Genomic DNA, 23076 nt, shown 5'->3' on the forward strand with positions numbered 1-23076 from the left:
CCAGGAGCCAAAGTGCCCAATCTCGTCGTCGACTTCGATAAATTGCTCACCCTCGCCGGAACCGATCTCGGCGTCACCGAATACCGCGAAATCACCCAGGAACAAATCAACAAGTTCGCTGACGCCACCGGAGACGCCCAGTGGATCCACGTCGATCCGGAACGCGCCAAGGACGGCCCGTTCGGCGCCCCGATCGCCCACGGCTTCCTCACGCTCTCGCTCATCATCCCGTTCTGGGGCGAGCTGTTCGACGTCGAAGGCGTCACCACGAAAGTGAACTACGGCCTGGACAAGGTCCGTTTCACTTCCCCGGTCAAGGTGGGCGCGCGAATCCGCATGCAAGCCACCATCGCCGAGGTCACCGAGGTCAAGGGCGGAGCCCAGATCAAGGTGTCCAACACCATCGAAATCGAAGGCCAGGAACGCCCGGCAGTCGTGGCCGAATTCCTCGCCCGCTTCTACAAATAGCCGCCGCTAGGCCCTCTCCCCCCACCCCTGCTTTAAGGAACAACGATGTCCCAAATATCGCAGCTTCAATCCATGGACGTGGCTACCAGGCGCAAGGAAGCACGCACCGTCATTGCTTCCAGCTACCTGGGCAGCACCATCGAGTACTACGACTTCCTGCTCTATGCCACAGCCGCAGCCGTGGTCTTCCCCAAGGTGTTCTTCTCGGGAATGGACGACTGGGTGGGCGTCGTGGCCGCTTACGGAACTTTCGCCGCAGGATACGTGGCCCGTCCGCTGGGTGGAGTCATCTTCGGGCACTTCGGCGACAAGCTGGGACGCAAGGGAATGCTCATCGTCTCCATGTTGGTCATGGGCCTGGCTTCCGCGCTGATCGGATTGGTCCCGGACGCCTCCGTGGCCGGTCCGTGGGGCGCCGTGATGCTTGTTGTACTCCGCGTCTTCCAGGGCATCGCTGTGGGCGGCGAGTGGGGCGGGGCCGCCTTGATGGCGCTGGAGCATTCGGAATCGGGGAAGCGCGGCTTCGCTGCCTCGTTCGTCAATGCGGGAGCGCCCTCGGGCGCCGTGCTGGGCACCCTCATCATGGGCGCTTTCTCGGCCCTGCCAAACTCCCAGTTCCTTGCCTGGGGCTGGCGGGTTCCCTTCCTGCTCTCGTTTGTCTTGCTTGCAGTGGGCATGTTCGTCCGGCTGAAAGTATCGGAGAGCCCCATCTTCAAAGCCGCCATCGAACAGGAAAGGATGGCAGAGCAGGAAAGAGCGGCCCGGAACCCGGACAATCGCGCCGCCACGAAGCCCGTCATCCCGCTCCTCCAGGTGCTGCGCCGGCCCAAGACCCTGATATTCACCATGCTCGCCGGGGCCGCGGGCTTTGCCCTCCAGGTGGTGCTGGCAACGTTCGCGGTCACCTTCGCGGTGTCCAAGGGTGCCGACCGCCAGGGCGTGCTTTACGCCTTCGCGGCTGCTTCCTTCATTTCCATCGCCTTCGTGATCCTTGGCGGCAGGCTCTCCGACAAGTTGGGCCGGAAGCCTGTGATGATCGGCGGACTCATACTCTTCATCGCCTATCTGATCCCGATGTTCCAGCTGTTGTCCTCGAACAACATCCTCCTGGTCTTCGTCGCCTTCACCTTCGGCCTGATGATCCACTCAACGCTCTTCGGGCCACTGGCCGCCTTCGTGTCCGAGCAGTTCGGCACCACCTCCCGCTACACGGGCGCCTCGCTCGGCTATCAGCTCGCGACGCTCATCGGTGCGGGCTTCACGCCGGGGATCGTGGCCCAGATCTTCAAGGACTCGGGCCAGGACACCGGCTCGGTGGTCTTCTACCTGGCCGCGATGTCCGTCACCTCCATCATCTTCATCCTGTTGACCCGGGAACCGAAGAACAACGATTTGCAGACCGTCCGGCCTTGAAGCCGGGAAGGGTCTAGCTTGGGAACCAGAAAGGACCGTCATGGAGAATTTTGGCATCGGTTCATGGCTGCAGCGCCGCCGCCCGAAGTCCGGAAGCAAGGTTGCGTTGATCTCCGGAGACCGCCGTCTCAGCTATGAGGAATTTGCGGAACGATCGGACAGGCTCGCCAACGCCCTCAAAGCCGGGGGCGTTGCCAAGGGCGACAGGGTGGCCTATCTCGGGGAAAACCATCCCGCTTTCCTGGAAACGCTTTTTGCTTGTGGGGAGCTCGGCGCGATCTTCGTGCCCCTCAACACCCGATTGGCGCCGCCGGAGATCAATTTCCAGCTTGAGGACTGCGGTGCCGTTGCGCTGATCCACTCCGCGAGCCTCAACGGCCTTGCGGCCAGCGGCGCGGAAGGCACCCGCGTGAGCCGGCGCGTCGTCGTCGGCGATTCCTTCATGGGCGACAGTAGCGCCTCTTCCGGAAGCGAAACCCAGACGTCGGCGGAGGACTATGAGGACGTCGTCGCCTCGGGAGCACCCTGGCATCTGGACGAGGAAATCGGGCTCGACGACGGGGCAATGATCCTCTACACGTCCGGAACCACGGGACGCCCCAAGGGTGCGTTGCTGACCCACGGCAACATCACCTGGAACTGCATCAACGTAATTGTCGACTTCGATTTCTCTTCCACGGATGTAGCACTCATGATCTCGCCGATGTTCCACGTAGCGTCGCTCGACATGGGTGTGTTGCCGACGCTTCTCAAGGGCGGGACCGTGGTCCTGGAGTCGAGGTTCGATCCCCAACGCACCCTTGAGCTCATCGAGCAGCACAGAGCCACCACCATTAGCGGGGTGCCCACCACCTACCAGATGCTCTGCGAGCATCCGGACTGGCCGACGTCGGACCTTAGCTCCCTCAACAAGCTGACCTGCGGCGGATCGGCAGTTCCCATGCGCGTCCTCGAAGCATACGAGGCGCGCGGACTGCATTTCTCCAACGGCTACGGAATGACCGAAACGGCGCCGGGTGCCACCACGCTGCCCGCTGCCAGATCCCGCGACAAGGCGGGCTCTTCCGGGCTCCCGCACTTCTTCAGCGATGTCCGGATCGCCGACGTCGCGGGCGGCCTTGCCGAGCAGGGCGTGGTGGGGGAAATCCAGATCCAAGGCCCCAACGTCATCCACGAATACTGGAATCGGCCCGATGCCACGGCTGAATCGTATGAAGACCGCGGCTGGTTCAAGTCCGGAGACATGGGCTACAAGGACGCAGACGGATTCGTCTTCGTCTCGGACAGGCTCAAGGACATGATCATCTCAGGCGGCGAGAACATCTACCCGGCCGAGGTGGAACAAGCGATCAGTGAACTGGACGCAGTGGGCAGCGTGGCAGTCATCGGCGTGCCGGACGAGAAATGGGGAGAGGTGCCACGCGCCGTGGTGGTTCTGCGCGAGGGAGCCTTTTTGACCGAGGACGAACTCAAGGAGCACCTGGCCGGCAGACTGGCCCGCTACAAAATCCCGAAGACTGTGGTGTTCGTGGACGACATGCCGCGAACGGCCAGTGGAAAGATCCGCAAAAGCGAGCTCCGCCGGAGCACCGTCTCCTGAGGGATTCGCTTCCAAGTGCCTTGGCGTATCAGCGTCCGGTCTCGATAGGGAGGCATGACGCGGATCCACCGAGGGATGGTGCCACATTGGCAACGATCTCATCGACGTGGGCCAGTGCCGAAGCTGCAAGACCGTCGTACAACCGGACGAAGATCTTGCGGGCTTCGGCCAATGGCCAATTCTCGGGGAGGAGTTCCGCGGGCAGGTCGGGGTCGTTCCAAGGAAAGGCGCGCCAGGCGTCCATGGCCATCGTGCGGACGCGGAAGGCCTCTGCCGCGGTAACAAGGCCGGCATCGGCCTTCTCCACCCACAGCCTGTAGCTCTCGATGAAGGGCGCGTATTGCTCAGCCAGCTCCTCGGGAGACCAGGCGGTGATGAGGCTTCTTCCGCGCACGGTCTGATCCGCTGTCCGGAAGATGACGTAGTCCTCGACGCCAAAGGACGCGCAGTTTTCTTCCAGCTCCTCGGCATGGTCCCGCGGCGATACCCAGAGCGCGCCATAGAGAGGGGCGAATCCCCGCCATCGAAGCCGCGACCGGAACATGTCCCGGATTTCCCTGGAGGACTCGGGAACAGAAAAAGCGATCACGGTCCAAGACCCGTCCCACGAGTTGCTTTGGCTGCCGAACAAGCGCACTTGTTCAAATCCGATGCGCAGCCGCACCCGGGCACGTTGGGTGAACCGGTACCGCGAGGTCCTTCCAGCGCTGGACTGCTCCAACACTCCCCTGCTCGCCAAGCGGCTGAGGCCCGTCGCGCAGGCGGAAGGCGACACACCAAGCGGTGCCGCCAGTGCCGCGATCAGCTTGGCGGGAATCCACTCGTCCGTGTTTTGCCAGAAATCGCCGAGCATCGTGGTGATCAGGTGCTGGGTGGAGGAGCCCTTCAAGGGGCGCGGAAAATCCACGGGGGCCTCGGGGACCAACCCGGGAGCGGAGGAAGCAGTCGCTGGCATCACCCCTTCATTCTGTCAGCCCTCGCGCCGCAAGTATTTATTATGCACTTGTATTGACGGGCGTGGATTAAGTCGCATACTATTTTTGTACGAGTGATGCAGACCACAATTCTCAGCGGAACTCGGCCCCCGCCGCACTGCGAGCCCCAAGCCCCATCCACACTCAGGAGATCCGCAATGACCGCTGGTCCCATGGTTCCGCCGACGGCACTGACGCCGTCCGCCGACACCGTCCCTTCCGCCACCCACTCCGGCAGCGGACATGCCCGCCGGGCTGCCGCCGCCAGCTTCATCGGCAGCACGCTTGAGTACTATGACTTCTTCATCTACGGCTCGGCGTCAGCCCTGATCTTCAACAAGATCTTCTTCCCCGGAATCGACCCGGCACTGGGCACCCTTCTTTCCATGGCGACCATCGGCGTCGGATATTTCGTCCGTCCGCTGGCCGCGAGTGTGATCGGGCACTTCGGCGACCGCATCGGCCGCCGCCAGATGCTGGTTCTCACCTTGGTCATGATGGGGGTTGCCACCTTCCTCATCGGGTGCCTGCCGCCCACCGCAGCCATCGGCGCTGCAGCCCCTGTTCTCCTGGTGCTGCTGCGTGCCCTGCAGGGCGCTTCCGCCGCCGGAGAATCGGTTGGCGCGGTGACCATGACACTCGAGCACGCACCCAGCAACAAGCGGGCGTTCTACGGGAGTTGGGTCAACACCGGCGCCGTCGCCGGAATCATGCTCGCCTCCCTGGCCTTCCTCGCGGTATCCCTCCTTCCTCAGGCTGAACTGCTGAGCTGGGGCTGGCGCTTGCCGTTCCTCGCGAGCATCATTGTCGTCGGGGTGGGCCTATACGTCCGGCTTCGCCTTCCCGAGTCCGAGGTGTTCGAATCGGCAAAGGAATCGGAAGGCTCCAAGGAACTGCCGCTGAAAGTCGTCCTGCGGGATCACTGGACCACCATCATCAAGGTCATCTTCTTTGGCCTATGGAGCGTCGTCTCCTCGATCTTTGCCGCCTTCGCACTTGCCTACTCCGGAAAGTTCGGGATCCCCGCCGCGGTCATGCTCACCGTCACCATCGTGACGGCGGCCCTCGCAATTGTCGTCCAGCCATATGCAGGCATCCTCGCCGACAGGATCGGGCGCAAGCCCGTTTTCATTGCCGGCAACATCATCTGCGCCGCATCCGCCTTCGCATTCTTCTGGTCGATCAGCGCCGGCTCGATCGCGCTGATCTTCGTGACGGCCATCATGTTCATGACGGTCGGCTATGGCCTGGTCAATCCGCTTGGGCCCTCCATGACGGCCGAGATGTTCGAAACCCGGATCCGATACACGGGGGCCGCAACAGCATCGCAGCTCGGGTTGATTGTCACCGGATTCGCGCCGACCATCGCAGCGGCAATCGTACAGCCCGGCCCCAACGGCTGGGTGCCCGTCGCGGCCTTCACCGCGGGCTGCTGCCTCGTCTCCGCCGCAGTGACGGCCATCTGGGTCAAAGAGACCTACAAAGTACCCACCGAAGCGCTGGGCACGAAGACCTCCAGCCCGTCTTAAGCTTCCGCGGAGGAGGCCCGGCTTTGTGCCTCCTCCGCGGACCGAACTCCCTCAACCTAAAGGACCGCCTACGTGAGCCCGTTCCCCGTACTCATCGAGACCGACGTCGAAACCCGCATGACCGATGGCACAGTCCTGCGGTCAACCGTCTATCGCCCCGCGGACGACGGCGGCGGACGGTTTCCGGTCCTGCTCACCAGAACTCCCTACGGCAGGGACCTCTCGGTGAATTCCGCCTATTTCAACCCGGCAACCGTAGCGGCCGAAGGCTACGGGGTGATTCTCCAGGACTGCCGTGGCCGGTTCGGCTCGGACGGCGTCTTCAGTCCCTCCGTCAACGAAGCCTCCGATGGCGCGGACACGGTTGCCTGGGCGGCCGGGCTGCCGTGGTCCGACGGCAGCGTCGGGATGTGGGGCCGTTCCTACTTCGCCGAGACACAATGGCGGGCTGCATCCTTGTCGCCGCCTGCCCTTCGTGCCCTCGCCCTCGGCATTTCAGCAGGCGGGAATGCCAACAACGGCGCACTCTACCGGGGTGGAGCCCACGAGCTCGGCAGCCGGCTCGGCTGGGGCCACGCCTCAATCTCCGTGAACGAACTGCTTCGCGAGTTCGACGACGACCCGGAGCGCCGCCAAAAGGAACTCGAGTCCTGGCTCGACCTCGACCGCGGATTCGCCGACGGATCGCTCTTCGAGACGCTTCCGCTGTGCAGCCTCTCGCCGAAACTCGGAACTTTCATGAATTCCCATGTCCTGCCCTCCGCGGGTGAGGATCCGGGCAGCCGATTCACGAAACTGTGGGACGCCGCATCGGCAATGCCCGTCCCGCTGCCGACCCTGCACATTGGCGGCTGGTTCGACATTTTTGCGCCCAACACCTTCGAACAGTACGGAAAACAGCTCGAGTTGAGCCGGGACCAGCGCTCCCCCGCGCCGCGCCTCATCGTCGGCCCCTGGACCCACACGAACTTCACCGGCGCCTACCCGGACATCAGCTTCGGGATCGCCGCGGCATCCGGAATGATGAACGGATTGGGGGACTTGTCGCGGATCCACACCGACTGGTTCGACTCCGTCCTCAAGAACCGGCCGGAGCGCCTGCGCCGCGTTCACCCGGTGTTGCTTTACTTTATGGGCGAGAACCAGTGGCGCGGCTTCGAAGAACTCCCGGTTCCAGCCAGCGAACGATCCTGGTACTTCGGACGTGAAGGTTCCCTCTCCCCCGAGCCCGAAGCAGACGGCATCGCCGAATACGACTACGACCCTCTGGACCCTGTGCCCACGGCGGGAGGAGCCACGATGATCCACGGCACCTTCCCCGCGGGACCCGCCCGGCAGGAAACTGTCGAAGAGCGTGAAGATGTCCTCGTCTTCACCAGCGAAGCCTTCACCGAGCCCTTGACCCTGTTTGGCGAAGTACGGGCCAGCTTCTTCGCTTCCACCTCCGCCGTCGACACGGATTTCGTGGTGCGTCTTTGCCGAGTAGCGGCCGACGGAACATCCATTTCGCTGGCCGACGGGATCGTCCGGGCCTCCTGGCGGGACAGCTATGCGGGCACTGGACGCTACGCTCCTGGCCACGAGCCTTCCCTGGTCGAGCCCGGCAGCATCCATGAATACACGGTGAGCCTGTGGCAAACCGCGTACACCTTCGCACCCGGCGAACGCCTCACGGTTCAAGTCACCTCCAGCTGCCATCCGCGCTGGGACAGGAACCTGAACACCGGCAAGCGCGCCTACGACTCCGACCAGACCGTCGTTGCCCGGCAAAGCATCCACTTCGGTGAGCTGCACCCGAGCCGCCTGATCGCGGGCATACTGTGACCACCGACCGGACGGCGGCACCCGTGCTGTCCTTCTTCGCCGAAGTCTCTGCCGACGTCGGGCCGCCGGTCGAAATCGGGACCACGCCGGAGGGACACCGCCGGATCGTGCCGATCACCGGAGGAACTTTCGACGGCCCCCATGTCAGCGGCAAGGTCCTCCCCGGCGGTGCCGACTACCAGATACTGCGCAGCCGGGAACTCACAGAACTGGATGCCCGATATGCCCTGGAAACGGATGCGGGACAACGCATCTACGTCCACAACACGGCACTCCGCCACGGCACGGAAGAGGACATCGAGCGACTGAACCGCGGCGAACATGTCGCCCCGGACCGCATCTACTTTCGCTGCTGGCCGCGTCTGACCACTTCTGCGCCCGAACTCGCTTGGCTCAACAACCGTCTGGCTATCGGAACGGGCGAACGCCATCCCGACCAGGTGGTCGTGCGGATCTTTCTGATCGACTAACAGTACCGTCGACGGCGACCGTGAATGCCGCCGTCGTGCCCTGCTTTGAGCTGGTTAACAACCCCATTCGACGGACCGGAACAGCGGTCACGTAGGGATCCCCGAAAACAAGTAGGGACTACTCAAGACAGCAACCGCCCGCAGTCCTAGCGTGTCGGACAGCGTCCATGCCACAAGAGATGGGCGGATTGCAACGACTGGGCCCGGACTGGCGAGGGGCCGCAGCCAAAGAAGCAAGGGGGCTTGCTGAATGGACTACCGGCTTTTCAAGAACCGGGGTCGGTGCATCGCCTACGCAAACGATCAGGAGAAAGACCGACTCCTTAACAGGCCCGCCCTCCCAGCCCAGGCAGACGGGGCGAGGGCCTTTCGCAGCACAATGCCGGACCCAGCCGACGGGCTGAGATTGGGGAGAACGTGGACGGGCAACAATGGATATGGGTCGTAATGGTCCTTGTCGGAGCGGCATTGGTAGCCGTTGTGATGGTCTTTGGCCACCGGCGGCGCAGGCTGGTTGATATCAAACGCGTCGCAAAACATCGCGACCGGGAACCCGGGAGTCCCACGGACAACCTCGACAGCTCGGATGACGAGCCTGCAGCCCGGAGTCCGCACCACTAGGACGGCCCGGGTGCCCGCCACCCACACCCACAGGTGGTCGACCCTCACCAAAATACTGTCGTTCCCACCCAGCTGCTTGAGTGTCCGCTACCTGTCTTTTGGACCGTGCACTCGATTTCTTCCGGGTGTCCCGCTCAGCGAGCAGCGGAGGGATTCCCGGCGCGAAAACCGGTTGGGCTGAGAGGCTAGTCGCGAAGGTGACCGACGTGTACAGTCGGTTTTCGCGGCCCCTTCCGGCGTCCCCGACCGGGTCCGAGGAGTAAGGAGTGACTGTGACGCTACCTGCGGTCGACAAACGCGAACAGCCGGAAGGCGAGCGTGAAAGCCCGTCCCGCGCTTTCAGGTCGAAGTCTGCCGCCGGTCTCATCGTCGGGCTAGCCCTCGTTGCACTGTTCGCAGTTGTGCGGGTGCTGGCACCATCCACGCCGGAGGTCTTTGCGCTTCCCAACGCCGCCCGCGACTTTGCCACGCTGTCGATCAGCGTTGTCATCGAGTCCCTGCCGTTCGTTTTCCTCGGGATTGTCCTCTCTATCGCCGTCCAGGTCTGGCTGCCGGAGGGCCTGCTACTCCGCTGCCTGCCCCGGAGCCCGGTGTTGCGGAGGCTGGTCCTCTCGCTCCTAGGAATGCTGCTGCCTGTTTGCGAGTGCGGCAATGTTCCGCTGGCGCGTGGTCTGGTGGTCAACGGCCTCACGGTTGCGGAATCGATGACCTTCCTGTTCGCGGCACCCATCCTGAACCCCGTCACCATCGTCACCACCGCGCAGGCGTTTGGGTGGGACAACGGCATCCTGGCCTCCCGCGTCCTGGGCGGTTTCTTCATCGCCAACCTTGTCGGTTGGATCTACAGCCGGCATCCGCGGCCCGGGGAGCTGCTGACCGCACGGTTCCAGGAGACGTGTTCGCTGGCAGACCACCACGACGGCGCTGCCGGCCGGGTGAGGCGCAGCGTGCAGATGTTCTCGCAGGAGACGCGTGCAATGATGCCTGCCCTGTTTGTTGGTGCAGGCATGGCGGGGCTGATCCAGGTTGCGGTTTCCCGGGAAGTGCTGGTGGCCCTGGGCAGCAACCCGGTCTGGTCTGTCCTGGCGTTGATGTTGCTGGCCTTCGTCGTTGCGATCTGCTCAAACGTGGATGCCTTCTTTATCCTGTCGTTCGGAGCAACCTTCATGCCCGGAGGCATCGTGGCTTTCCTCGTCTTCGGGCCCATGATTGACGTGAAAATGCTCGCCCTGATGCGCACCACGTTCACTGCGAAGACCCTCCTTCAGCTCAGCTTGCTGGTGGCGCTTTGCGCCGCGGTCCTCGGATTGGCGGTCAACTATGGTCATTAGGCGGCTCGTGGGCCGCTGGCAGGGCGTGGTCCTCAGCCTGATCGGCCTCATCGCGACGGTCTGGCTGGGCTTGTCAGGGCAGCTTGCCTTGTATATCCATCCACGGTATTTCGTGTTCACGGTCATCATGGCCGTGATCGCAGGAGTGCTTGCCCTGGCGGCCTTCGCCTTTGCTCCCACTACCCACGACGGGCACGAGCACGGCGATGAGGCCGGTTCGCGATGGGGCTGGCTGTGGCCGTTCGGGAGTGTCCTGACCATCATCGCCGCCGTCGTCGCCTTGCTGATCCTGCCGCCGTCGACCCTTACTACTGCCACTGTCGCACAGCGGGACCTCAACGGCTCAGCATCCGCCCTCACCCTGAAAGCACCCGCGCTGCCGGGCAAGGGAGACTACTCCGCGTTCACGGTGAGGGACTGGGCATCATTGCTTCGGTCCGGCGCTGGGCAGGACTTTTTTGCCGACAAGACTGCCACCGTGACCGGGTTCATCAGTGCGGACAAGACAGATCCAAACGTCTTTTTCGTGACCCGTTTTGTGGTGACCTGCTGCGCCGTTGATGCCCAGCCGATTGGCGTTCCCGTTTATCACCCCGGGTGGCAAAACGAATACAAAGCCGACAGCTGGGTCACGGTCACCAGCAGCTTTCGCGCCAACCCCAACACGGCCAGTCGCGAGGCAATCGTCCTGATACCGGACTCCATCAAGCCCACCACACAGCCGGCACAGCCCTATGTCTACTAAGCGCCGTCCCGTCTCAGCCAAGCGGGCTGCGGCGATTGCGTCCGCGGCAGAGTTCCTGGCCGGACGCCGTTTTGCCCGGCGCCTCTACGGCACTATCGCGATCCTCGCCCTGCTCGCCGGCGCACTGACCGCTGCGAATCTTTCGAAGCTTCCGCACCCCAACACCTCGGTCTTGGCCAACTCCTCCGCACCCGCGGAATCCGGCCTCTACACGCTGCAGAGGGACACCGGCAAAGACAACACAGGGCGAAAGAAGCCGGACACCATCCTCGGCACAAGCCTCACCGCCAGTGACCAGGGCACGGTCATTGTCAGCGCTCCCCGCATCCAGGAATATGCCGCCCTTCCCTCCGCCCTTGCCGTTGTAACCCTCAACGATGACAACACCAGCTCGCTCGAGATCGTCCCCCTCACCGGTGGCCCGCCCACACTCGTTCCGTTGCCGGGCCTAGGGACAGTGGCGAACCTTCACGCGGCAGGATCCAAGCACCTCATTGGCTTCACTTTCACCGCTTCTTCGGGCACCGGCCAGTACTGGAAATCACTCTTCGTGTACGACGTCGACAATCCGTCCTCGGCCCCGCGGGCCATCCAGGGGATCAACGGTCCGGTCTCGGCCGCGGACTGGCGCTTTTTCCCGGGCGGGGCCACGTTGGTGGCGCAAACCGACGACCAGTCCATGTTCATCATTGATGCGCTGGAAACCGGCAAAGTGTCGCCGCTGGGCGCGCATGCCGGGATCCTCGGATTCGTCCCCGGCACCGACGAACTCGCCGTCGCCGACGCAGGGCTGAAAAAGGGCATAGACCCGCCACGGTACTCGACCATCAACCTCACCACCGGCACACTCACGACGCTGACCCTTACCCACACTTTCGCGCGCGATGCTGCCACCGGGGTCGGCACCTACGCGAGCCAGCCCGTGGTCCTCGACGCTTCCGGCCTGTATGCGCAGGTAGTGAGAAAGTACGACGCCGGAAATGAGGCCTCCGTCATCAACCTCGCCGACAAGAACGGCTCGCGTGTGCTCTACCAGCCGGCCGCCGAATGGTCCCGCATCCTGGACATGTGCGTATCTCCGTCCCGCGACTACCTCGCCGTTGAGACAGCGGCCCCGAAATACGTCGGGGACCAATACCCCGTCCTCCCCGAACCTTCCCCCATGCGGACCGACCTCGTGGACCTGAAATCGGGTACCGTCCTCAAAAGCGTTCCCGGCTTCCTCCCGAGCTGGTGCCGTTGAGCGAACCCGGGCAACGGCTGGCTCCGGAGGTCTGATGGTCCGCACCCGGACAAAGAAAAACACCCCGGTCCGAAGACCGGGGTGTTACCGATGACCCGACTCATCCATGAAGGATGTCTCGACTCATCACAAAAAGTGGAGATGGGGGGAATTGAAAACCCCATCTGACACATTTCTTAGAGTCAGTCGTGTCTAGGTTCCCCTAGATTCCGCTGTTTTTGCCTAGGTCGAATCTAGGTTGTTCTAGGTCATGTTGGCGACGCCAACAAGATTCGAAGGCGATCCGCCCAACAAATGAGCCCCACCCTCACCTTGAGCATGGGTTGCATGTCACGGCCGGCTTGAACGGTTCCCACCTCCCGATTCGCCGGGGCATATCCGCGGCTTGAATAGTGCCCACCTTCACCTTGGCCGGCGCGCCGCTCCTACCCTCGGCAGAGGTTCACGATCGTAGTCCCGCCCGCGCTATCGGCGTGGATGGTCCCGTACAGGTTCGGCTGCGAGCCTTGGCTCACCAGTTCATACCTGACGTCGAGCTCCTGATATGTGCTTCCGAAAGTGAAGGTCTCGGACTCATTGGCTACGTAATTTGTTCCCGACTCCGCAGTCCCCTTCAGGTGGACGGAAACGTGGGTGGTAAGGCTGCCGTCGGCACTTGTCTTGTCGACGACGTGCATCGTTCCCTCTAGATGAACCTGATCGCCGTTGCAGTCGTTGGTAGCGCCAGTGACGACGAAGTCCCGAGAGGGTTGCGCCGGTGCTGCACCGGCGGCAGTTGCCGAGAGCAGGAGAACTGCCGCAGCGATTGGGACAGCGGGAGCTAAAACACGCATGGTGACCTCCAGGTCTAAGTTTGGATCGACCGCGACTCAAACGCGCGGCTGGAGCCCGATCACTTTAGGACCTCTAGAACAGGCGCGTATCGAGTGGCCGCTACCCGTTTCCCTACAGGAGCTGCTAGCCGACTAGTGCCTTACTTGAGCCGGATCAGCTAATACAAGAGGGCCCTATTCCATGTCTGGCGACTACTCCGGCGGAGTCCTTGGGGGCAAGGCCCGCGGCCTTTGCGGCTGTGCTTCAAGCAGCCGAAGCGAAAGAGACCTCAGGGAACGTCCAGCAACGTTGTGTATGGGACTTTGTCAGGCGCTTCAGCTAAGGTCGTGACTAGAACATATATTCGAACAAATGGGGAACATCAATGACGGGTGAAGTGCTGCACGGAGTGACGTTTGCGATCCGAACGATCAGGGATCTTGGAGACGCTGCGGCTATAGCCGGCGTCGTGGCGTCGTCACTTATTGGGAGATTCGAGCCTCAGCGCGCTCCATCAGAACCCGAGCAGTAAGCCCCAGGGCCTCGGCAACTTTGAAGAAGGTTGGCATCGGCATACTGCGCTTGCCAGTCATATAGTGACTCATCGTCACCCGATTGATGCCAACCTTGTCGGCCAAGCCCTTTTGGTCCATCCCGCGCTCCACGAGCTCGACCTTGATCTGAGTTGAGAGCGCTGCCTCTAGACTCTCGCCGTAAGTTGTCATGTGAGCAATCTTAATTGCCCAGCAACAACCTTTGCAACCGTTTGACTAATCGAATATGCCGTTTGAGTACTCGAACGACACGCAGGCAACCACTTGGGCGATACTTGCAATTAGCCGTTTGACTACTTATGGTTGTCGTATGGCTACCGCAGAGAACGGCGCAAACGACGCCACAGACACCCAGATTGCCGAGCGGATCACCAACGCTCTGATCGTCAAGAACATGAACGTCCGGGCACTCAGTGAAGAGACCGGCATCAGCTATCCGACCCTACGCCGCAGCCTCAAAGGCGGCCGCAGCTTGACCTTCCTAGAGTTCAGCAAGATAGCCGCAGCTATCCACGTCGAGCCCTCAGCGCTCCTGCCGGAAGCGCTAATCGGGGCCGCAGCCTAATGACCACTCCAATTTTCCGGACACCGGAGGAAGTCGCCCCAGAGTTGGGGATGACGAAGACAGAACTGCGGCGCTACTGCCGCGAATCAGGCATCAACACCCGGCTCAGCAACCGCCGAATAATGCTCCACCAGGACGACGTCGTCCGCCTCATTGAATGGGTCCGCGAGCGCACCAAAGCCGCCGACGCCGCCACCGAAGAACAACAGCACGACCCCTTCGCCTAATTAGGCCACCGCTTCACCTTCGCCCACATCTGGGCACCACTCCCCCGCACTAAACCATCACTCTCGTGTTCTTTGCGAGAAGAAGGGTCTATTTGCTATGCCCAAAAACACCGATTACCTGTCCAAACTCGCCACCTACAACGCAAAGCACGGCATCACCGCCACATTTTCCGAGATGAAGAAGACTGCACGTCGCATGCAGAAGCTGCACGACGAGCGCGGCCCGGTCGATCTCGACGTCTTCTTCCTCCTGCACCAAGATCCCACCGGGGAAACCGCCGTCGAGAACGTCCTCGCCGAACGCGCCGCCCAGAACGAAGCCAACGCGGCACGGAGGTTGGCCGCATGAACGCCCACGACGAGTACACCGACATCCACACCGTCCTACGCGAAACGGCGGTGAGTTGCGCATGAGCGCACAGTACCGGGTCGGCCTAGTCGGTTGCGCAGCCACCAAGCTCGAACGGCCGGCGCCTGCTCGTGAAATGTATACATCCCAGTTGTTCCGCAAAGCCTCCGCATACGCCGAGGCTACTTGCGACCGCTGGTACATCCTGAGCGCCAAGCATTGCCTGCTCCACCCAAACGAGCTCATTGAGCCCTACGACATGACATTGGGTTCCAATGACCAACTGTGGGCCGACCGCGTGCGTACGCAGCTGGCCGCCGAACTAGCCGAAGTTCCCGGCGTAACGCTCGTCGCTCTCGCCGGCGCCCGGTATCAGGGGGTGCTGCGGCCCTGCCAGTGGCCGTTTGAAATCCCCATGAAGGGACTAGGTATCGGCCAGCAGCTCGGATACCTGACCAGTCGGCTAAATGAGGCGGCATGACGAAATGGTCTGTGCCACGCGGCGAGAAAGTGAAGCTCTGCGGAACGGTCGCCGGAAACGATCTGGAAGCGGCCCACGTGTGCATCTGTTCGGCTGCTGATTGGCATCTGGACGCCGGACTCAAGCACCACGGGTGCGATTGTGGCCGGTCGTGGAAAGACGAGCCCCGGCAATGAAGGCCGCAGCCCTCGAGGACAACAACTGGATTGACGACGCCGTCGCGACGATCGACGCGATCTCCCTCGCGCACGAAGTGTTCTCGGCCGACGACCTCCGCCGCGAAATGCGGCCCCCGGCGCACAAGAACTGGCCAGGCAAAGCTCTCATCGCTGCCCGCAAGGAAGGCCTTATCCAAGCCGTCGGCTACCAGACCTCGACCAGCAAGTCCCGCAAGCACGGCGTGACCCGAACATGGGCCCGCAAAACCAAGAGAGAAGGAACCCAATGAACGGTCTTCAGTTTCTCGTGTTCGCCGCCACCATCGTTGGCGCCGCAACCATGATCCCTGCCGCCATGCGCCATGACCGGCTGCTTGAGGAACCCGAGGACATCGACTACGACCTGCTCGACGCCGAGCGTGACACCCGCGCCGCTGATGATGCGGACGCTGCCCGAAAGGAATACGGATTCTAATGACCCCCACACCCCGCCGCGCCAACCGTTGGACGCTTGGCCGTCGACTCGCTGACCTCATCCCGCACGTTCTCCCCGGCCGCCACCACATCATTTGGGAAACGCGATGACCGCCGAGTTGATGGCCCGTAACCCGGTGACGAACCCGACGCCGACCGAAGTGTTCGAGAAAGCGCGCGAGCACAACATCACGGTCATGGAGGCTCGCCGCGTCATCATCGCCGCCAACAAGGTCGCTGCTGCCCGTGCCGTAATCATCCCGACAGCTACCCGGCCGATCGAATTACCGAACTACGGTCTCGACCCGGAGCGCAACTACAGGCCCATCGCGAAGTTCCGCGCCATGCCCCCGGCCCAGCTCCAAGACATCTTCAACCCTGAAAGGGGGTCCGGTGGGTAACCCGTACTGCCCGAAGTGCGGCCACCACCACACGGACCGGTGCAACGCCGTCAACCACGACGAGCAAACCGACGCCGCCAGCCGCTGCGGCTGCACCAGATGACCACGGCCCCCACGAGGGGCCTTTTTCATGCCCACGCTGAGCTTTCAGAGCGATGAACATTCCCCATCAGGAGAAGATGCCGGCCCACCTAGAAAGACTTGAACGGTGGGCCGGTCTTAATCACTTCTTAGTGAGGTGATCCATCAAGATCGGCAGGCCAACGCGAAAGAGCGTGATGGCCAACGATGCATAGTTAGGGGGCCTGCGGTACCTCCCGCATTCCCTACAACGGGCAGGTTCGTGTTTTCCGTGTGTCATGGTCGTATTCCGTTCCAGACCGGATCCGCCACGTTGGTATGCTGCGGCGTGGGGTATTGCACTCAGGCAACCCCCATGCATACAGTAAGCCCAACACGGCGGATCTCCGTCCATTGTTGATTCGTAGGCGCCTCGACTGTTTTCCTAGGACACGAGGCGCCTACAGCAGTTTGTTGGCTGCGTGGATATAACCTACGCCCGTCCTAAAACTTTTCCGGTGGACAGAAACGGCGATTCGCGTAGAAACCTGGTGAACTTCCCGTAAACGGCTGCGGAAGAATCCTCAGCACGTACAATCCACGAATGGCCCGAAAAAAATTAGCAGAGGAAAAGTTCACTACCTCGGAGGAAGCGATCGATGCTTTCCACTATTTGGCCCAAGACGTAATCAAGCATCCTTTGGTGACCGACCCCCGACCGGTGCGGCTAACGCTGTCGTTCACCAACATGTCCCTCACTGAGTACGAGTGGACTGGGCCTGAAGAAGCCTCATGGATGCAGCTCGCGATGTTCGTACGGAAGCTTGCGCTCCTTGATGGTGAGCCAGTGTTCATCTCTAGGATCCTAAATTCGATTTCCCGCCGCTATGGCCACGTACGTGAAGAGGTTGACTCCATCAGGGCGGGAATCAGTCAGTGGAAGTCGGGAGACGGCCACCAAGTTCTTACCAGCTCAGGTGGCGTCAACTCGCTGAGTCTTCGCTCGCACGCCGAGGCTGCAGAAATCGCCATCAATGGTTACTTGTTTCACGCAAACGCTCATCAACTGAAGGCGTGGAGGTCGCTCGACGAGTTTTCACGCGGCGCACTTCAGGCGTCGACCCAAATCCACATCATGGAGGTAGCCAGGTCCATCCGGCAAACCGCAGAACTCATTGACCGGATTCGACTCACAATCGCGTCATAGCGAAACACCCTCACCAATCAAAGGACCCCATGGGGTCCTTTTTTCATGCCCAAAACCAAGGAGAGCAATGACCTACGAACCCGGGATATACGCCGGAGTCAGTAACGAGGACTATCACGCCGATCCGGCGCTCGGAAGTACAAGCCTCAAGACGCTGGCACTCCGCACCCCGGCCCATTACAAGTGGGAAAAGGAACACCCTGTCCACAAGGATGCTTTCGATATTGGCACGGCGGCGCACAGCCTGATCCTCGAAGAGGACACGTCGAAGCTGGTCATCGTGGAGGCGAATGACTGGAAGCTGAAGGCCTCACAGGTTGCGAAAGCTGACGCACGGGCCGCGGGCAAGATCGCCCTTTTGCCTAAGGAGATGGCGCAAGTCAAGGCTATGCGTGACTCAGTAATGGCGCACCCGCTGGCCCGTAACGCGTTCACAGGCCATCGCGCCGAGGATTCCGTGTTCTGGAAAGAAGACGGGCAGATGCTCAAGTGCCGGCCGGACGCTTGGAAGCCCGGACTGGTGGCCGATCTGAAGACGACGGCCGACGCCGACCCCAACGAGTTCGGCAAGACCGCGTTCAACTTCGGCTACTTCATGAGCGCCCCGCACTACATCGACCTCATCAAGGCGGCCACGGGCGAGGACGTGAAGTTCGTCTTCGTCAACGTCGAGAAGTCCCCTCCCTACCTTGTGAGCATCACCGAGCTGACCGAGGCCGACATGGACCGCGGCCGCTACCAGCTCGACCGCGCCAAGCGGATCTACCGCGAATGCGTGGCCGCCGACCGATGGCCAGGCTACCCACAGTTCACAACCGCATCGCTGCCCCGCTGGGCGCAGTGCGAACTAGACGAAATGGAAATGATCAATGAGTAGCGAGATAGCAACCCGCGGCGGCAACAGCGTGCTTGCCGTTCAAGGCGAGCAGACATTCTGGACGCAGCAACAGATCACAGTGTTGAAGTCCCTCGGCCTCGACCAGGCAACCGAGTCAGACCTCGGCCTGTTCTTCCACCAATGCACTCGCACCGGCCTTGACCCTTTCGCCAAGCAGATCTACATGATCGGCCGGAAGGCCAAGGAGAACGGCCAGTTCGTCACCAAATACACGATCCAGACCGGCATCGATGGATACCGGCTCATTGCCCGTCGGGCCGCCGACCGTGCCGGCCACAAGTACGGCATCGAAGAAACGCTCTGGTGCGGCGAAGACGGCGCCTGGCGCGATGTGTGGCTGGGGCAGGCGCCGCCGGCCGCAGCGAAGGTAACCGTCAGCCGCGACGGCGACACCTTCACGGCAGTTGCCACCTACCGCGAATACGTACAGCTCGCCAAGGACTACGCCTCCGGCGAAATGGGTCCGAACAGTATGTGGAAGAAGATGGCCGCCAACCAGCTATCGAAATGCGCTGAGGCCGCGGCCCTCCGCAAAGCCTTCCCCCAGGACCTATCCGGAGTGTACGTGGATGCCGAGATGCACCAGGCAGACAACCCGGAGCGCACGCCCGAACCGTCAAGCACGTTGCGTCTGCTTCAGGAAGAGTCCGTGCAAGACCTTGACGAGAAGCGCGACTGGCGGTCCGAAGCTGACAAGGCCGCGGGCAATGAACCAGAGCTCCGGGCCATTTACTCGGAAGCCGAGCAAGGCGGCGCCGACCAAGACACTCTCACCTACATCCGATCCAAAGCAGGAGCATAGCCAATGAGCAAGATCATCCGCCTCGAGTCCACCAACTATAAAAGGCTGAAGGCAGTTGAGATCGTCCCGGATCCGGACGGCAACCTTGTCATCGTCGCCGGGAAGAATGGGCAGGGCAAGACGTCCATCCTCGACAGCATCACTGCGGCCCTGGGTGGCGTGAACGGGAAGACCACGCCGAAGCCGATCCGTGACGGCGAGGACCGTGCCGAGATCGTCCTCGAAACGGAAGACCTGATCGTTACCCGCAAATTCACTGCCTCCGGATCGACCCTCACGGTCAAGTCTCCTGACGGCGCCGTGCACCCCAAGGGCCAGGCGAAGCTTGATGACCTGCTCGGCAGGCTGTCACTCGACCCGCTGGCATTCACGCAGCTCTCCGACAAAGACCAGTTGGCCACGCTGCTGGATCTCGTTAGCCTTCCGTTCGACCCTGACCAGCTGGCCGCCGAGCGCAAGGAACTGTTCGAGCGCCGCACCGACGCCAACCGCAAGGTCAAGGAACTCACATCTCGCGCCGCCGACTACATCTCCCGGCCGGCCGACCTACCCGACGAGGAAGTGAGCGTCTCTCAGCTCCTGTTGCAGTACAACGCTGGCCAGGCCGACCACCTTGCAAAGGTCCGAATGCGGAACAACTTTGATGCCGCTGCCGAATACGTTCTCCGAGTCCGGGCCGAGCTGGAATCTGCGGAGCGGGCGCTGGCAGCCGCCAGCAAGGAATACGGCAAATGGGAGGGCATCGAACTGCCAGACCTCGAAGTCATCCAGGCACAAATCGACAATGCCGAGCACATCAACATCGAGGTACGCCACTACAAGGTAGGCGAGAAGGTGCGCGCTGATCTGACCATTGCAGAACAGGACGCCGCCGAGCTCACGGAAGCGATCGCCGAGATCGACAAGCAGAAGGCTGACGGGCTCGCCGCAGCGGTCTTCCCAATCGATGACCTCGGATTCGATGAGACGGGCGTGACCTACCGTGGCATGCCGTTCAAGCAAGCATCCGGTGCCGAACAACTCCGCGTCTCCCTAGCCATGGCAATCGCACTCAACCCGAAGCTGCGTGTCATTCGCATCGCCGACGGTTCCTTGCTCGACTCTGACAACCTGGCGCTGGTGGAATCCATCGCCCGCGAGCACGACTTCCAAGTGTGGATCGAAATGGTTGGCGACGGCGACGGCCGCGGGATTGTTATCGAAGACGGGCAAGTGGCATAACCGCACACCTGTACAACCAAAACCCAAGGCCCCACTGAGGGCCTTTTTTCATGCCCGCGGCGCCCGGACCCCCTGCCGGGCGCCGCACATCCGAAGGAACCCATGAACCACGCACAGAATATCCAGCAGCTCGAAGCGGCCGCGGTCGTTATTTACACCAAACCGAACTGCCAGCCCTGCCGCATGACAAAGCGCAAGCTAGACGCCGCCGACATCTACTACGACCAGGTAGACGTCACCAAAGACCCCGCCGCACTGCACTTCGTGAAGGAAACCCTCGGCTACTCAGGCGCACCCGTCGTCTACGTCTCCACCATCGAAGGGGACGTGCACTGGTACGGCTTGGACGTCCCCAAGATCGAGCAGCACATCACCAAACGAGCCGATGCCGCATGAGCGAGTACATCCTTAGCCCTGCTCCTCGAGCCAGCGTCGCCCAGTGGCGGTCGCGGTGCCAATGAAGCTGGAGCCGTGACCCAAATGCCCCTCTATATAACGGTGGCCGAGGAACGTCCGGACCATCGACCGCATTAGGACTTCAGGGACGCCGTCAAGCCTCGGCACAGATCCGTGCTCGACGATCTCGCGCAATAGGCGCTTCTGCTCTGCCCCGACGTCAATTCCTTTCGATTCGTACCTGGTCAACAGCTCGTGGTCCAACATCGCCGTAATTACCCAGTTGCCGCCGAAAAACAGGTCGCGCTTGATTTGACCGTTCTCGGTTAGGACCTGCACCGACTCCATGACCTTCTCGGCGCCGAGTCCGTCGACTTGCGCCATCAGACTGTCGCGATTAACCAACTCCGATCCGGTCTCATCCATCAGCCGAAAAATCAGGTCTAGAACCATCTTGTCGCGCTCAGATGCGCTCAATTCCGCCATGACTGTCCCCTCTCTTGTGGCGCGAAAACAGCCACAGCCTACGCCTGAAAGGACCCCGTTTGAAAGATCCCTGCTGTTGGTTATGCCGCACCCCATCTGGGGTGTGCGCAACCAACCACAACTGCGACCACCACAAAGCGGCTCATTCCGAAGAGGAGCGGGCCGCTTCCAATTTGACCTACCGCGACCCCACCGGCGGCCAAGCCGTCAACAACGTCATGCGCGAGACACGCGCACCGAACCCCAAAGCCGCTGCAAAGCGGCCTTTTTTGTACCCAAATTCGAGGAGCAAGTAATGAGCAGCAAGCAAGTAATCACCGCGCAGGCTAAGGACTGGATCGCAGCCCTCAACCGGCTCGCCCCGGCGATGTCCGGGAAGAAAGCTGTGCCTGTCTTATACAGCGTCCACATCGACCCCGCGACCGGGGCTCTGTCCGCGTACGACTTCGAGACGTCATGCATCACCACGGTGGCCGAGGCCGAGGGTGAAGGCACCCCGTTCCTCGTCATCTACCGGTGGTTGCTCGATGCCATCCGCACCACGACGGGCAAGACGAAAACTGCGCCCGTCGCCGTCGCCCTGGACGGCAAGAAGGTCACCGTCTCGGCATCCGGTTACGAGCTCCACGCCGAGGCGATGCCAGTCGCCGACTACCCGGAGATCCCCAGCATCTCGCCGTCCACCTTCACTGCGATCCCAGCAGGAGAGTTGCGGGCTGCGCTTCGCCGCGTATCCGTCGCCGCGTCAAAGGATGAGACCCTTCCGATCCTCGAAGCCGTCCGGATCGAAATCAACGATGGCGCCATGGAGCTGCTCGCAACCGACCGATACCGGCTGGCCTATGATCACGTCGACGGCCAGGGGGAGGGCAGCGCAGCGTTCCTGTTCAAAGTCCGCGCCATCAAAGCTCTGGACCGCTTCCTCACAGGAGTCGACGTCGTGATCGGACTGAGCGACAACCGCATCAGTATCGAGACCGAACACGCCACGTTCACGTCGATGAACGTTGACGGCGACTACCCCAAGATCAAGACCCTGTTCCCCGCTGACGTGACGGCTTCATTCGAGGGTGACCGCGCCGCTCTCCTCGAGGCGGCCAAGGTAGCCGAACGGATGGGAGAGCGGTTCTCGCCGTGCATCGTCCGCATGTTTGAAGGCGGCGCCGAAGTGACTTTCGACTACGGGCTCTTCGGCCCTTCCCGAGCCCCGGTGGCCGTCGGCGAATTTGTGGCCGGACTCAACGAGGAAATGAAGTGCGCCTTCAACCCCCGCTATCTCGTGGAGACGCTGCAGCAGCTGACCGGCGATAAGGTGCGGATCTCCTACACGACCGCGCCGAAGCCGTTCCTCTTCTCGCCCGCTGGCGTTGAGGCCAACGACCCGAGGTCGCCCAAACACCTCATCATGCCCGTACGGATGCCTCAATGAGCGCCCGCAAGAAGCCAGCGGCCGTGCCGACGCATACATTCCGTGGAATCTGGCCCGTTGTCGAGGGCACTGGCACCGCCACCACGGACGCGGAACTGATCCTGCAGGCGATCGGTGACCTGCCCAACGTCGCCCACCGCCACAACGCGACCATCGTCGGGCCGCCGCGGGCATGCATCGCGGACGGCCGGCGCGTCCCGGGATCCGGCGGCGCGCTCCACGTCATCGTCATCGAAGCACCCGCCGTGCGAGCTACTCGCCGCGGATACCGACACAGCTCCGGCGGCTGACATTGGACGAGATCTTGGAAGGCCAGACAGACATTTTCGAGCTGCTG

General features: G+C 62.1%; 27 protein-coding genes. 23 read left to right on the forward strand and 4 right to left on the reverse strand.

Annotated features, from left to right (window positions below):
- Positions 1-12: 12 nt before the first annotated feature.
- The 3 genes from AC4CS3_RS01075 to menE are packed head-to-tail and all read left to right on the forward strand — an operon-like array spanning position 13 to position 3481.
- Entirely contained in the window at positions 13-468 is a 456-nt protein-coding gene (locus tag AC4CS3_RS01075; protein WP_441411688.1) for a MaoC family dehydratase, read from the forward strand.
- Positions 469-513: 45 nt separating this feature from the next.
- Entirely contained in the window at positions 514-1881 is a 1368-nt protein-coding gene (locus AC4CS3_RS01080; protein ID WP_490781834.1) for an MFS transporter, read from the forward strand.
- Between the two features lie 40 nt (positions 1882-1921).
- On the forward strand, positions 1922-3481 hold the full coding sequence (menE, locus tag AC4CS3_RS01085) for an o-succinylbenzoate--CoA ligase (protein WP_490781835.1): 1560 nt from the start codon (positions 1922-1924) through the stop codon (positions 3479-3481).
- A 28-nt stretch (positions 3482-3509) separates the two neighbouring features.
- On the opposite strand, the gene AC4CS3_RS01090 is transcribed toward menE, so the two are convergent.
- Entirely contained in the window at positions 3510-4436 is a 927-nt protein-coding gene (locus AC4CS3_RS01090; protein WP_490781836.1) for a PaaX family transcriptional regulator, read from the reverse strand.
- A 177-nt stretch (positions 4437-4613) separates the two neighbouring features.
- On the opposite strand from AC4CS3_RS01090, the gene AC4CS3_RS01095 reads away from it, so the two are divergent.
- The 6 genes from AC4CS3_RS01095 (at position 4614) to AC4CS3_RS01120 (ending at position 12218) form a co-directional block, all read left to right on the forward strand.
- On the forward strand, positions 4614-5984 hold the full coding sequence (locus AC4CS3_RS01095; protein WP_490781837.1) for an MFS transporter: 1371 nt from the start codon (positions 4614-4616) through the stop codon (positions 5982-5984).
- A 72-nt stretch (positions 5985-6056) separates the two neighbouring features.
- Entirely contained in the window at positions 6057-7808 is a 1752-nt protein-coding gene (locus AC4CS3_RS01100; RefSeq protein ID WP_490781838.1) for a CocE/NonD family hydrolase, read from the forward strand.
- Positions 7805-8278, forward strand: a complete 474-nt coding sequence (locus tag AC4CS3_RS01105; RefSeq protein ID WP_490781839.1) for a DUF3237 domain-containing protein — start codon at positions 7805-7807, stop codon at positions 8276-8278. Before AC4CS3_RS01100 ends, AC4CS3_RS01105 begins: the two co-directional genes overlap by 4 nt.
- 893 nt (positions 8279-9171) lie before the next feature.
- Entirely contained in the window at positions 9172-10230 is a 1059-nt protein-coding gene (locus AC4CS3_RS01110; RefSeq protein WP_490781840.1) for a permease, read from the forward strand.
- Positions 10220-10975 (forward strand): TIGR03943 family putative permease subunit, encoded by a 756-nt coding sequence (locus AC4CS3_RS01115; RefSeq protein ID WP_490781841.1) that lies wholly within the window; start codon positions 10220-10222, stop codon positions 10973-10975. The genes AC4CS3_RS01110 and AC4CS3_RS01115 overlap by 11 nt, the downstream gene beginning before the upstream one ends.
- Positions 10965-12218: a hypothetical protein gene (locus AC4CS3_RS01120; RefSeq protein WP_490781842.1), complete on the forward strand. Its 1254-nt coding sequence runs from the start codon at positions 10965-10967 to the stop codon at positions 12216-12218. Before AC4CS3_RS01115 ends, AC4CS3_RS01120 begins: the two co-directional genes overlap by 11 nt.
- 425 nt (positions 12219-12643) lie before the next feature.
- Here the strand turns inward: AC4CS3_RS01120 and AC4CS3_RS01125 are convergent, their stop codons facing one another.
- Positions 12644-13051 carry a hypothetical protein gene (locus AC4CS3_RS01125; protein WP_490781843.1) on the reverse strand — a complete coding sequence of 136 codons (408 nt, stop codon included), beginning with the start codon at positions 13049-13051 and terminating at the stop codon, positions 12644-12646.
- 462 nt (positions 13052-13513) lie between these two features.
- Positions 13514-13756, reverse strand: coding sequence for a helix-turn-helix domain-containing protein (locus AC4CS3_RS01130; RefSeq protein ID WP_490781844.1), 243 nt, complete (start codon positions 13754-13756; stop codon positions 13514-13516).
- Positions 13757-13895: 139 nt separating this feature from the next.
- Between AC4CS3_RS01130 and AC4CS3_RS01135 the strand changes: the two genes are divergently transcribed.
- The 12 genes from AC4CS3_RS01135 to AC4CS3_RS01190 all read left to right on the forward strand — a co-directional run bounded on the left by AC4CS3_RS01135 (position 13896) and on the right by AC4CS3_RS01190 (position 20824).
- On the forward strand, positions 13896-14150 hold the full coding sequence (locus AC4CS3_RS01135; protein WP_490781845.1) for a helix-turn-helix domain-containing protein: 255 nt from the start codon (positions 13896-13898) through the stop codon (positions 14148-14150).
- A 50-nt stretch (positions 14151-14200) separates the two neighbouring features.
- Entirely contained in the window at positions 14201-14377 is a 177-nt protein-coding gene (locus tag AC4CS3_RS01140) for a hypothetical protein (RefSeq protein WP_490781846.1), read from the forward strand.
- A gap of 97 nt (positions 14378-14474) precedes the next feature.
- Positions 14475-14726, forward strand: coding sequence for a hypothetical protein (locus AC4CS3_RS01145; RefSeq protein ID WP_490781847.1), 252 nt, complete (start codon positions 14475-14477; stop codon positions 14724-14726).
- Positions 14727-14787: 61 nt separating this feature from the next.
- The gene (locus AC4CS3_RS01150) at positions 14788-15207 is read left to right on the forward strand and encodes a DUF6884 domain-containing protein (protein WP_490781848.1); all 420 of its coding nucleotides are present in this window, start codon (positions 14788-14790) and stop codon (positions 15205-15207) included.
- A gap of 172 nt (positions 15208-15379) precedes the next feature.
- Positions 15380-15655 carry a hypothetical protein gene (locus tag AC4CS3_RS01155; protein WP_490781849.1) on the forward strand — a complete coding sequence of 92 codons (276 nt, stop codon included), beginning with the start codon at positions 15380-15382 and terminating at the stop codon, positions 15653-15655.
- Complete coding sequence (locus AC4CS3_RS01160) at positions 15652-15840, forward strand: hypothetical protein (protein WP_284763420.1); 189 nt, start codon at positions 15652-15654, stop codon at positions 15838-15840. Before AC4CS3_RS01155 ends, AC4CS3_RS01160 begins: the two co-directional genes overlap by 4 nt.
- A 106-nt stretch (positions 15841-15946) precedes the next feature.
- A complete protein-coding gene (locus AC4CS3_RS01165; RefSeq protein ID WP_490781850.1) occupies positions 15947-16240 on the forward strand; it encodes a hypothetical protein in 294 nt (97 codons plus the stop codon).
- Positions 16241-16904: 664 nt separating this feature from the next.
- On the forward strand, positions 16905-17507 hold the full coding sequence (locus AC4CS3_RS01170) for a hypothetical protein (protein WP_490781851.1): 603 nt from the start codon (positions 16905-16907) through the stop codon (positions 17505-17507).
- Between the two features lie 67 nt (positions 17508-17574).
- Positions 17575-18384, forward strand: a complete 810-nt coding sequence (locus tag AC4CS3_RS01175; RefSeq protein ID WP_490781852.1) for a PD-(D/E)XK nuclease-like domain-containing protein — start codon at positions 17575-17577, stop codon at positions 18382-18384.
- Positions 18377-19207: a phage recombination protein Bet gene (gene bet, locus AC4CS3_RS01180; protein ID WP_490781853.1), complete on the forward strand. Its 831-nt coding sequence runs from the start codon at positions 18377-18379 to the stop codon at positions 19205-19207. The genes AC4CS3_RS01175 and bet overlap by 8 nt, the downstream gene beginning before the upstream one ends.
- Positions 19208-19210: 3 nt before the next feature.
- The gene (locus tag AC4CS3_RS01185; RefSeq protein WP_490781854.1) at positions 19211-20428 is read left to right on the forward strand and encodes an AAA family ATPase; all 1218 of its coding nucleotides are present in this window, start codon (positions 19211-19213) and stop codon (positions 20426-20428) included.
- Between the two features lie 102 nt (positions 20429-20530).
- Complete coding sequence (locus AC4CS3_RS01190) at positions 20531-20824, forward strand: glutaredoxin family protein (RefSeq protein WP_490781855.1); 294 nt, start codon at positions 20531-20533, stop codon at positions 20822-20824.
- Between the two features lie 12 nt (positions 20825-20836).
- On the opposite strand, the gene AC4CS3_RS01195 is transcribed toward AC4CS3_RS01190, so the two are convergent.
- Entirely contained in the window at positions 20837-21310 is a 474-nt protein-coding gene (locus tag AC4CS3_RS01195; RefSeq protein ID WP_490781856.1) for a hypothetical protein, read from the reverse strand.
- 295 nt (positions 21311-21605) lie between these two features.
- Here AC4CS3_RS01195 and dnaN point away from each other — a divergent pair, with 295 nt between their 5' ends.
- Together dnaN and AC4CS3_RS01205 are read left to right on the forward strand one after the other, a co-directional pair.
- Positions 21606-22739 carry a DNA polymerase III subunit beta gene (gene dnaN / locus AC4CS3_RS01200; protein WP_490781857.1) on the forward strand — a complete coding sequence of 378 codons (1134 nt, stop codon included), beginning with the start codon at positions 21606-21608 and terminating at the stop codon, positions 22737-22739.
- Entirely contained in the window at positions 22736-23029 is a 294-nt protein-coding gene (locus AC4CS3_RS01205; RefSeq protein ID WP_490781858.1) for a hypothetical protein, read from the forward strand. The genes dnaN and AC4CS3_RS01205 overlap by 4 nt, the downstream gene beginning before the upstream one ends.
- The last annotated feature ends 47 nt before the right edge of the window (positions 23030-23076 follow it).

This window comes from Arthrobacter sp. SE2 (assembly GCF_058244265.1).

Bases quoted from the DNA above. Each gene is read 5' to 3' on its own strand.
- AC4CS3_RS01150 (WP_490781848.1), top strand. From the start codon at position 14,788: ATGAGCGCACAGTACCGGGTCGGCCTAGTCGGTTGCGCAGCCACCAAG.
- AC4CS3_RS01125 (WP_490781843.1), bottom strand. From the start codon at position 13,051: ATGCGTGTTTTAGCTCCCGCTGTCCCAATCGCTGCGGCAGTTCTCCTG.
- AC4CS3_RS01095 (WP_490781837.1), top strand. From the start codon at position 4,614: ATGACCGCTGGTCCCATGGTTCCGCCGACGGCACTGACGCCGTCCGCC.
- AC4CS3_RS01140 (WP_490781846.1), top strand. From the start codon at position 14,201: ATGACGAAGACAGAACTGCGGCGCTACTGCCGCGAATCAGGCATCAAC.
- AC4CS3_RS01205 (WP_490781858.1), top strand. From the start codon at position 22,736: ATGAGCGCCCGCAAGAAGCCAGCGGCCGTGCCGACGCATACATTCCGT.
- AC4CS3_RS01195 (WP_490781856.1), bottom strand. From the start codon at position 21,310: ATGGCGGAATTGAGCGCATCTGAGCGCGACAAGATGGTTCTAGACCTG.
- AC4CS3_RS01155 (WP_490781849.1), top strand. From the start codon at position 15,380: ATGAAGGCCGCAGCCCTCGAGGACAACAACTGGATTGACGACGCCGTC.
- AC4CS3_RS01090 (WP_490781836.1), bottom strand. From the start codon at position 4,436: ATGCCAGCGACTGCTTCCTCCGCTCCCGGGTTGGTCCCCGAGGCCCCC.
- AC4CS3_RS01130 (WP_490781844.1), bottom strand. From the start codon at position 13,756: ATGACAACTTACGGCGAGAGTCTAGAGGCAGCGCTCTCAACTCAGATC.
- AC4CS3_RS01185 (WP_490781854.1), top strand. From the start codon at position 19,211: ATGAGCAAGATCATCCGCCTCGAGTCCACCAACTATAAAAGGCTGAAG.
- bet (WP_490781853.1), top strand. From the start codon at position 18,377: ATGAGTAGCGAGATAGCAACCCGCGGCGGCAACAGCGTGCTTGCCGTT.
- AC4CS3_RS01170 (WP_490781851.1), top strand. From the start codon at position 16,905: ATGGCCCGAAAAAAATTAGCAGAGGAAAAGTTCACTACCTCGGAGGAA.
- AC4CS3_RS01120 (WP_490781842.1), top strand. From the start codon at position 10,965: ATGTCTACTAAGCGCCGTCCCGTCTCAGCCAAGCGGGCTGCGGCGATT.
- AC4CS3_RS01160 (WP_284763420.1), top strand. From the start codon at position 15,652: ATGAACGGTCTTCAGTTTCTCGTGTTCGCCGCCACCATCGTTGGCGCC.
- AC4CS3_RS01165 (WP_490781850.1), top strand. From the start codon at position 15,947: ATGACCGCCGAGTTGATGGCCCGTAACCCGGTGACGAACCCGACGCCG.
- AC4CS3_RS01145 (WP_490781847.1), top strand. From the start codon at position 14,475: ATGCCCAAAAACACCGATTACCTGTCCAAACTCGCCACCTACAACGCA.
- AC4CS3_RS01135 (WP_490781845.1), top strand. From the start codon at position 13,896: ATGGCTACCGCAGAGAACGGCGCAAACGACGCCACAGACACCCAGATT.
- menE (WP_490781835.1), top strand. From the start codon at position 1,922: ATGGAGAATTTTGGCATCGGTTCATGGCTGCAGCGCCGCCGCCCGAAG.
- AC4CS3_RS01080 (WP_490781834.1), top strand. From the start codon at position 514: ATGTCCCAAATATCGCAGCTTCAATCCATGGACGTGGCTACCAGGCGC.
- AC4CS3_RS01115 (WP_490781841.1), top strand. From the start codon at position 10,220: ATGGTCATTAGGCGGCTCGTGGGCCGCTGGCAGGGCGTGGTCCTCAGC.
- dnaN (WP_490781857.1), top strand. From the start codon at position 21,606: ATGAGCAGCAAGCAAGTAATCACCGCGCAGGCTAAGGACTGGATCGCA.
- AC4CS3_RS01175 (WP_490781852.1), top strand. From the start codon at position 17,575: ATGACCTACGAACCCGGGATATACGCCGGAGTCAGTAACGAGGACTAT.
- AC4CS3_RS01190 (WP_490781855.1), top strand. From the start codon at position 20,531: ATGAACCACGCACAGAATATCCAGCAGCTCGAAGCGGCCGCGGTCGTT.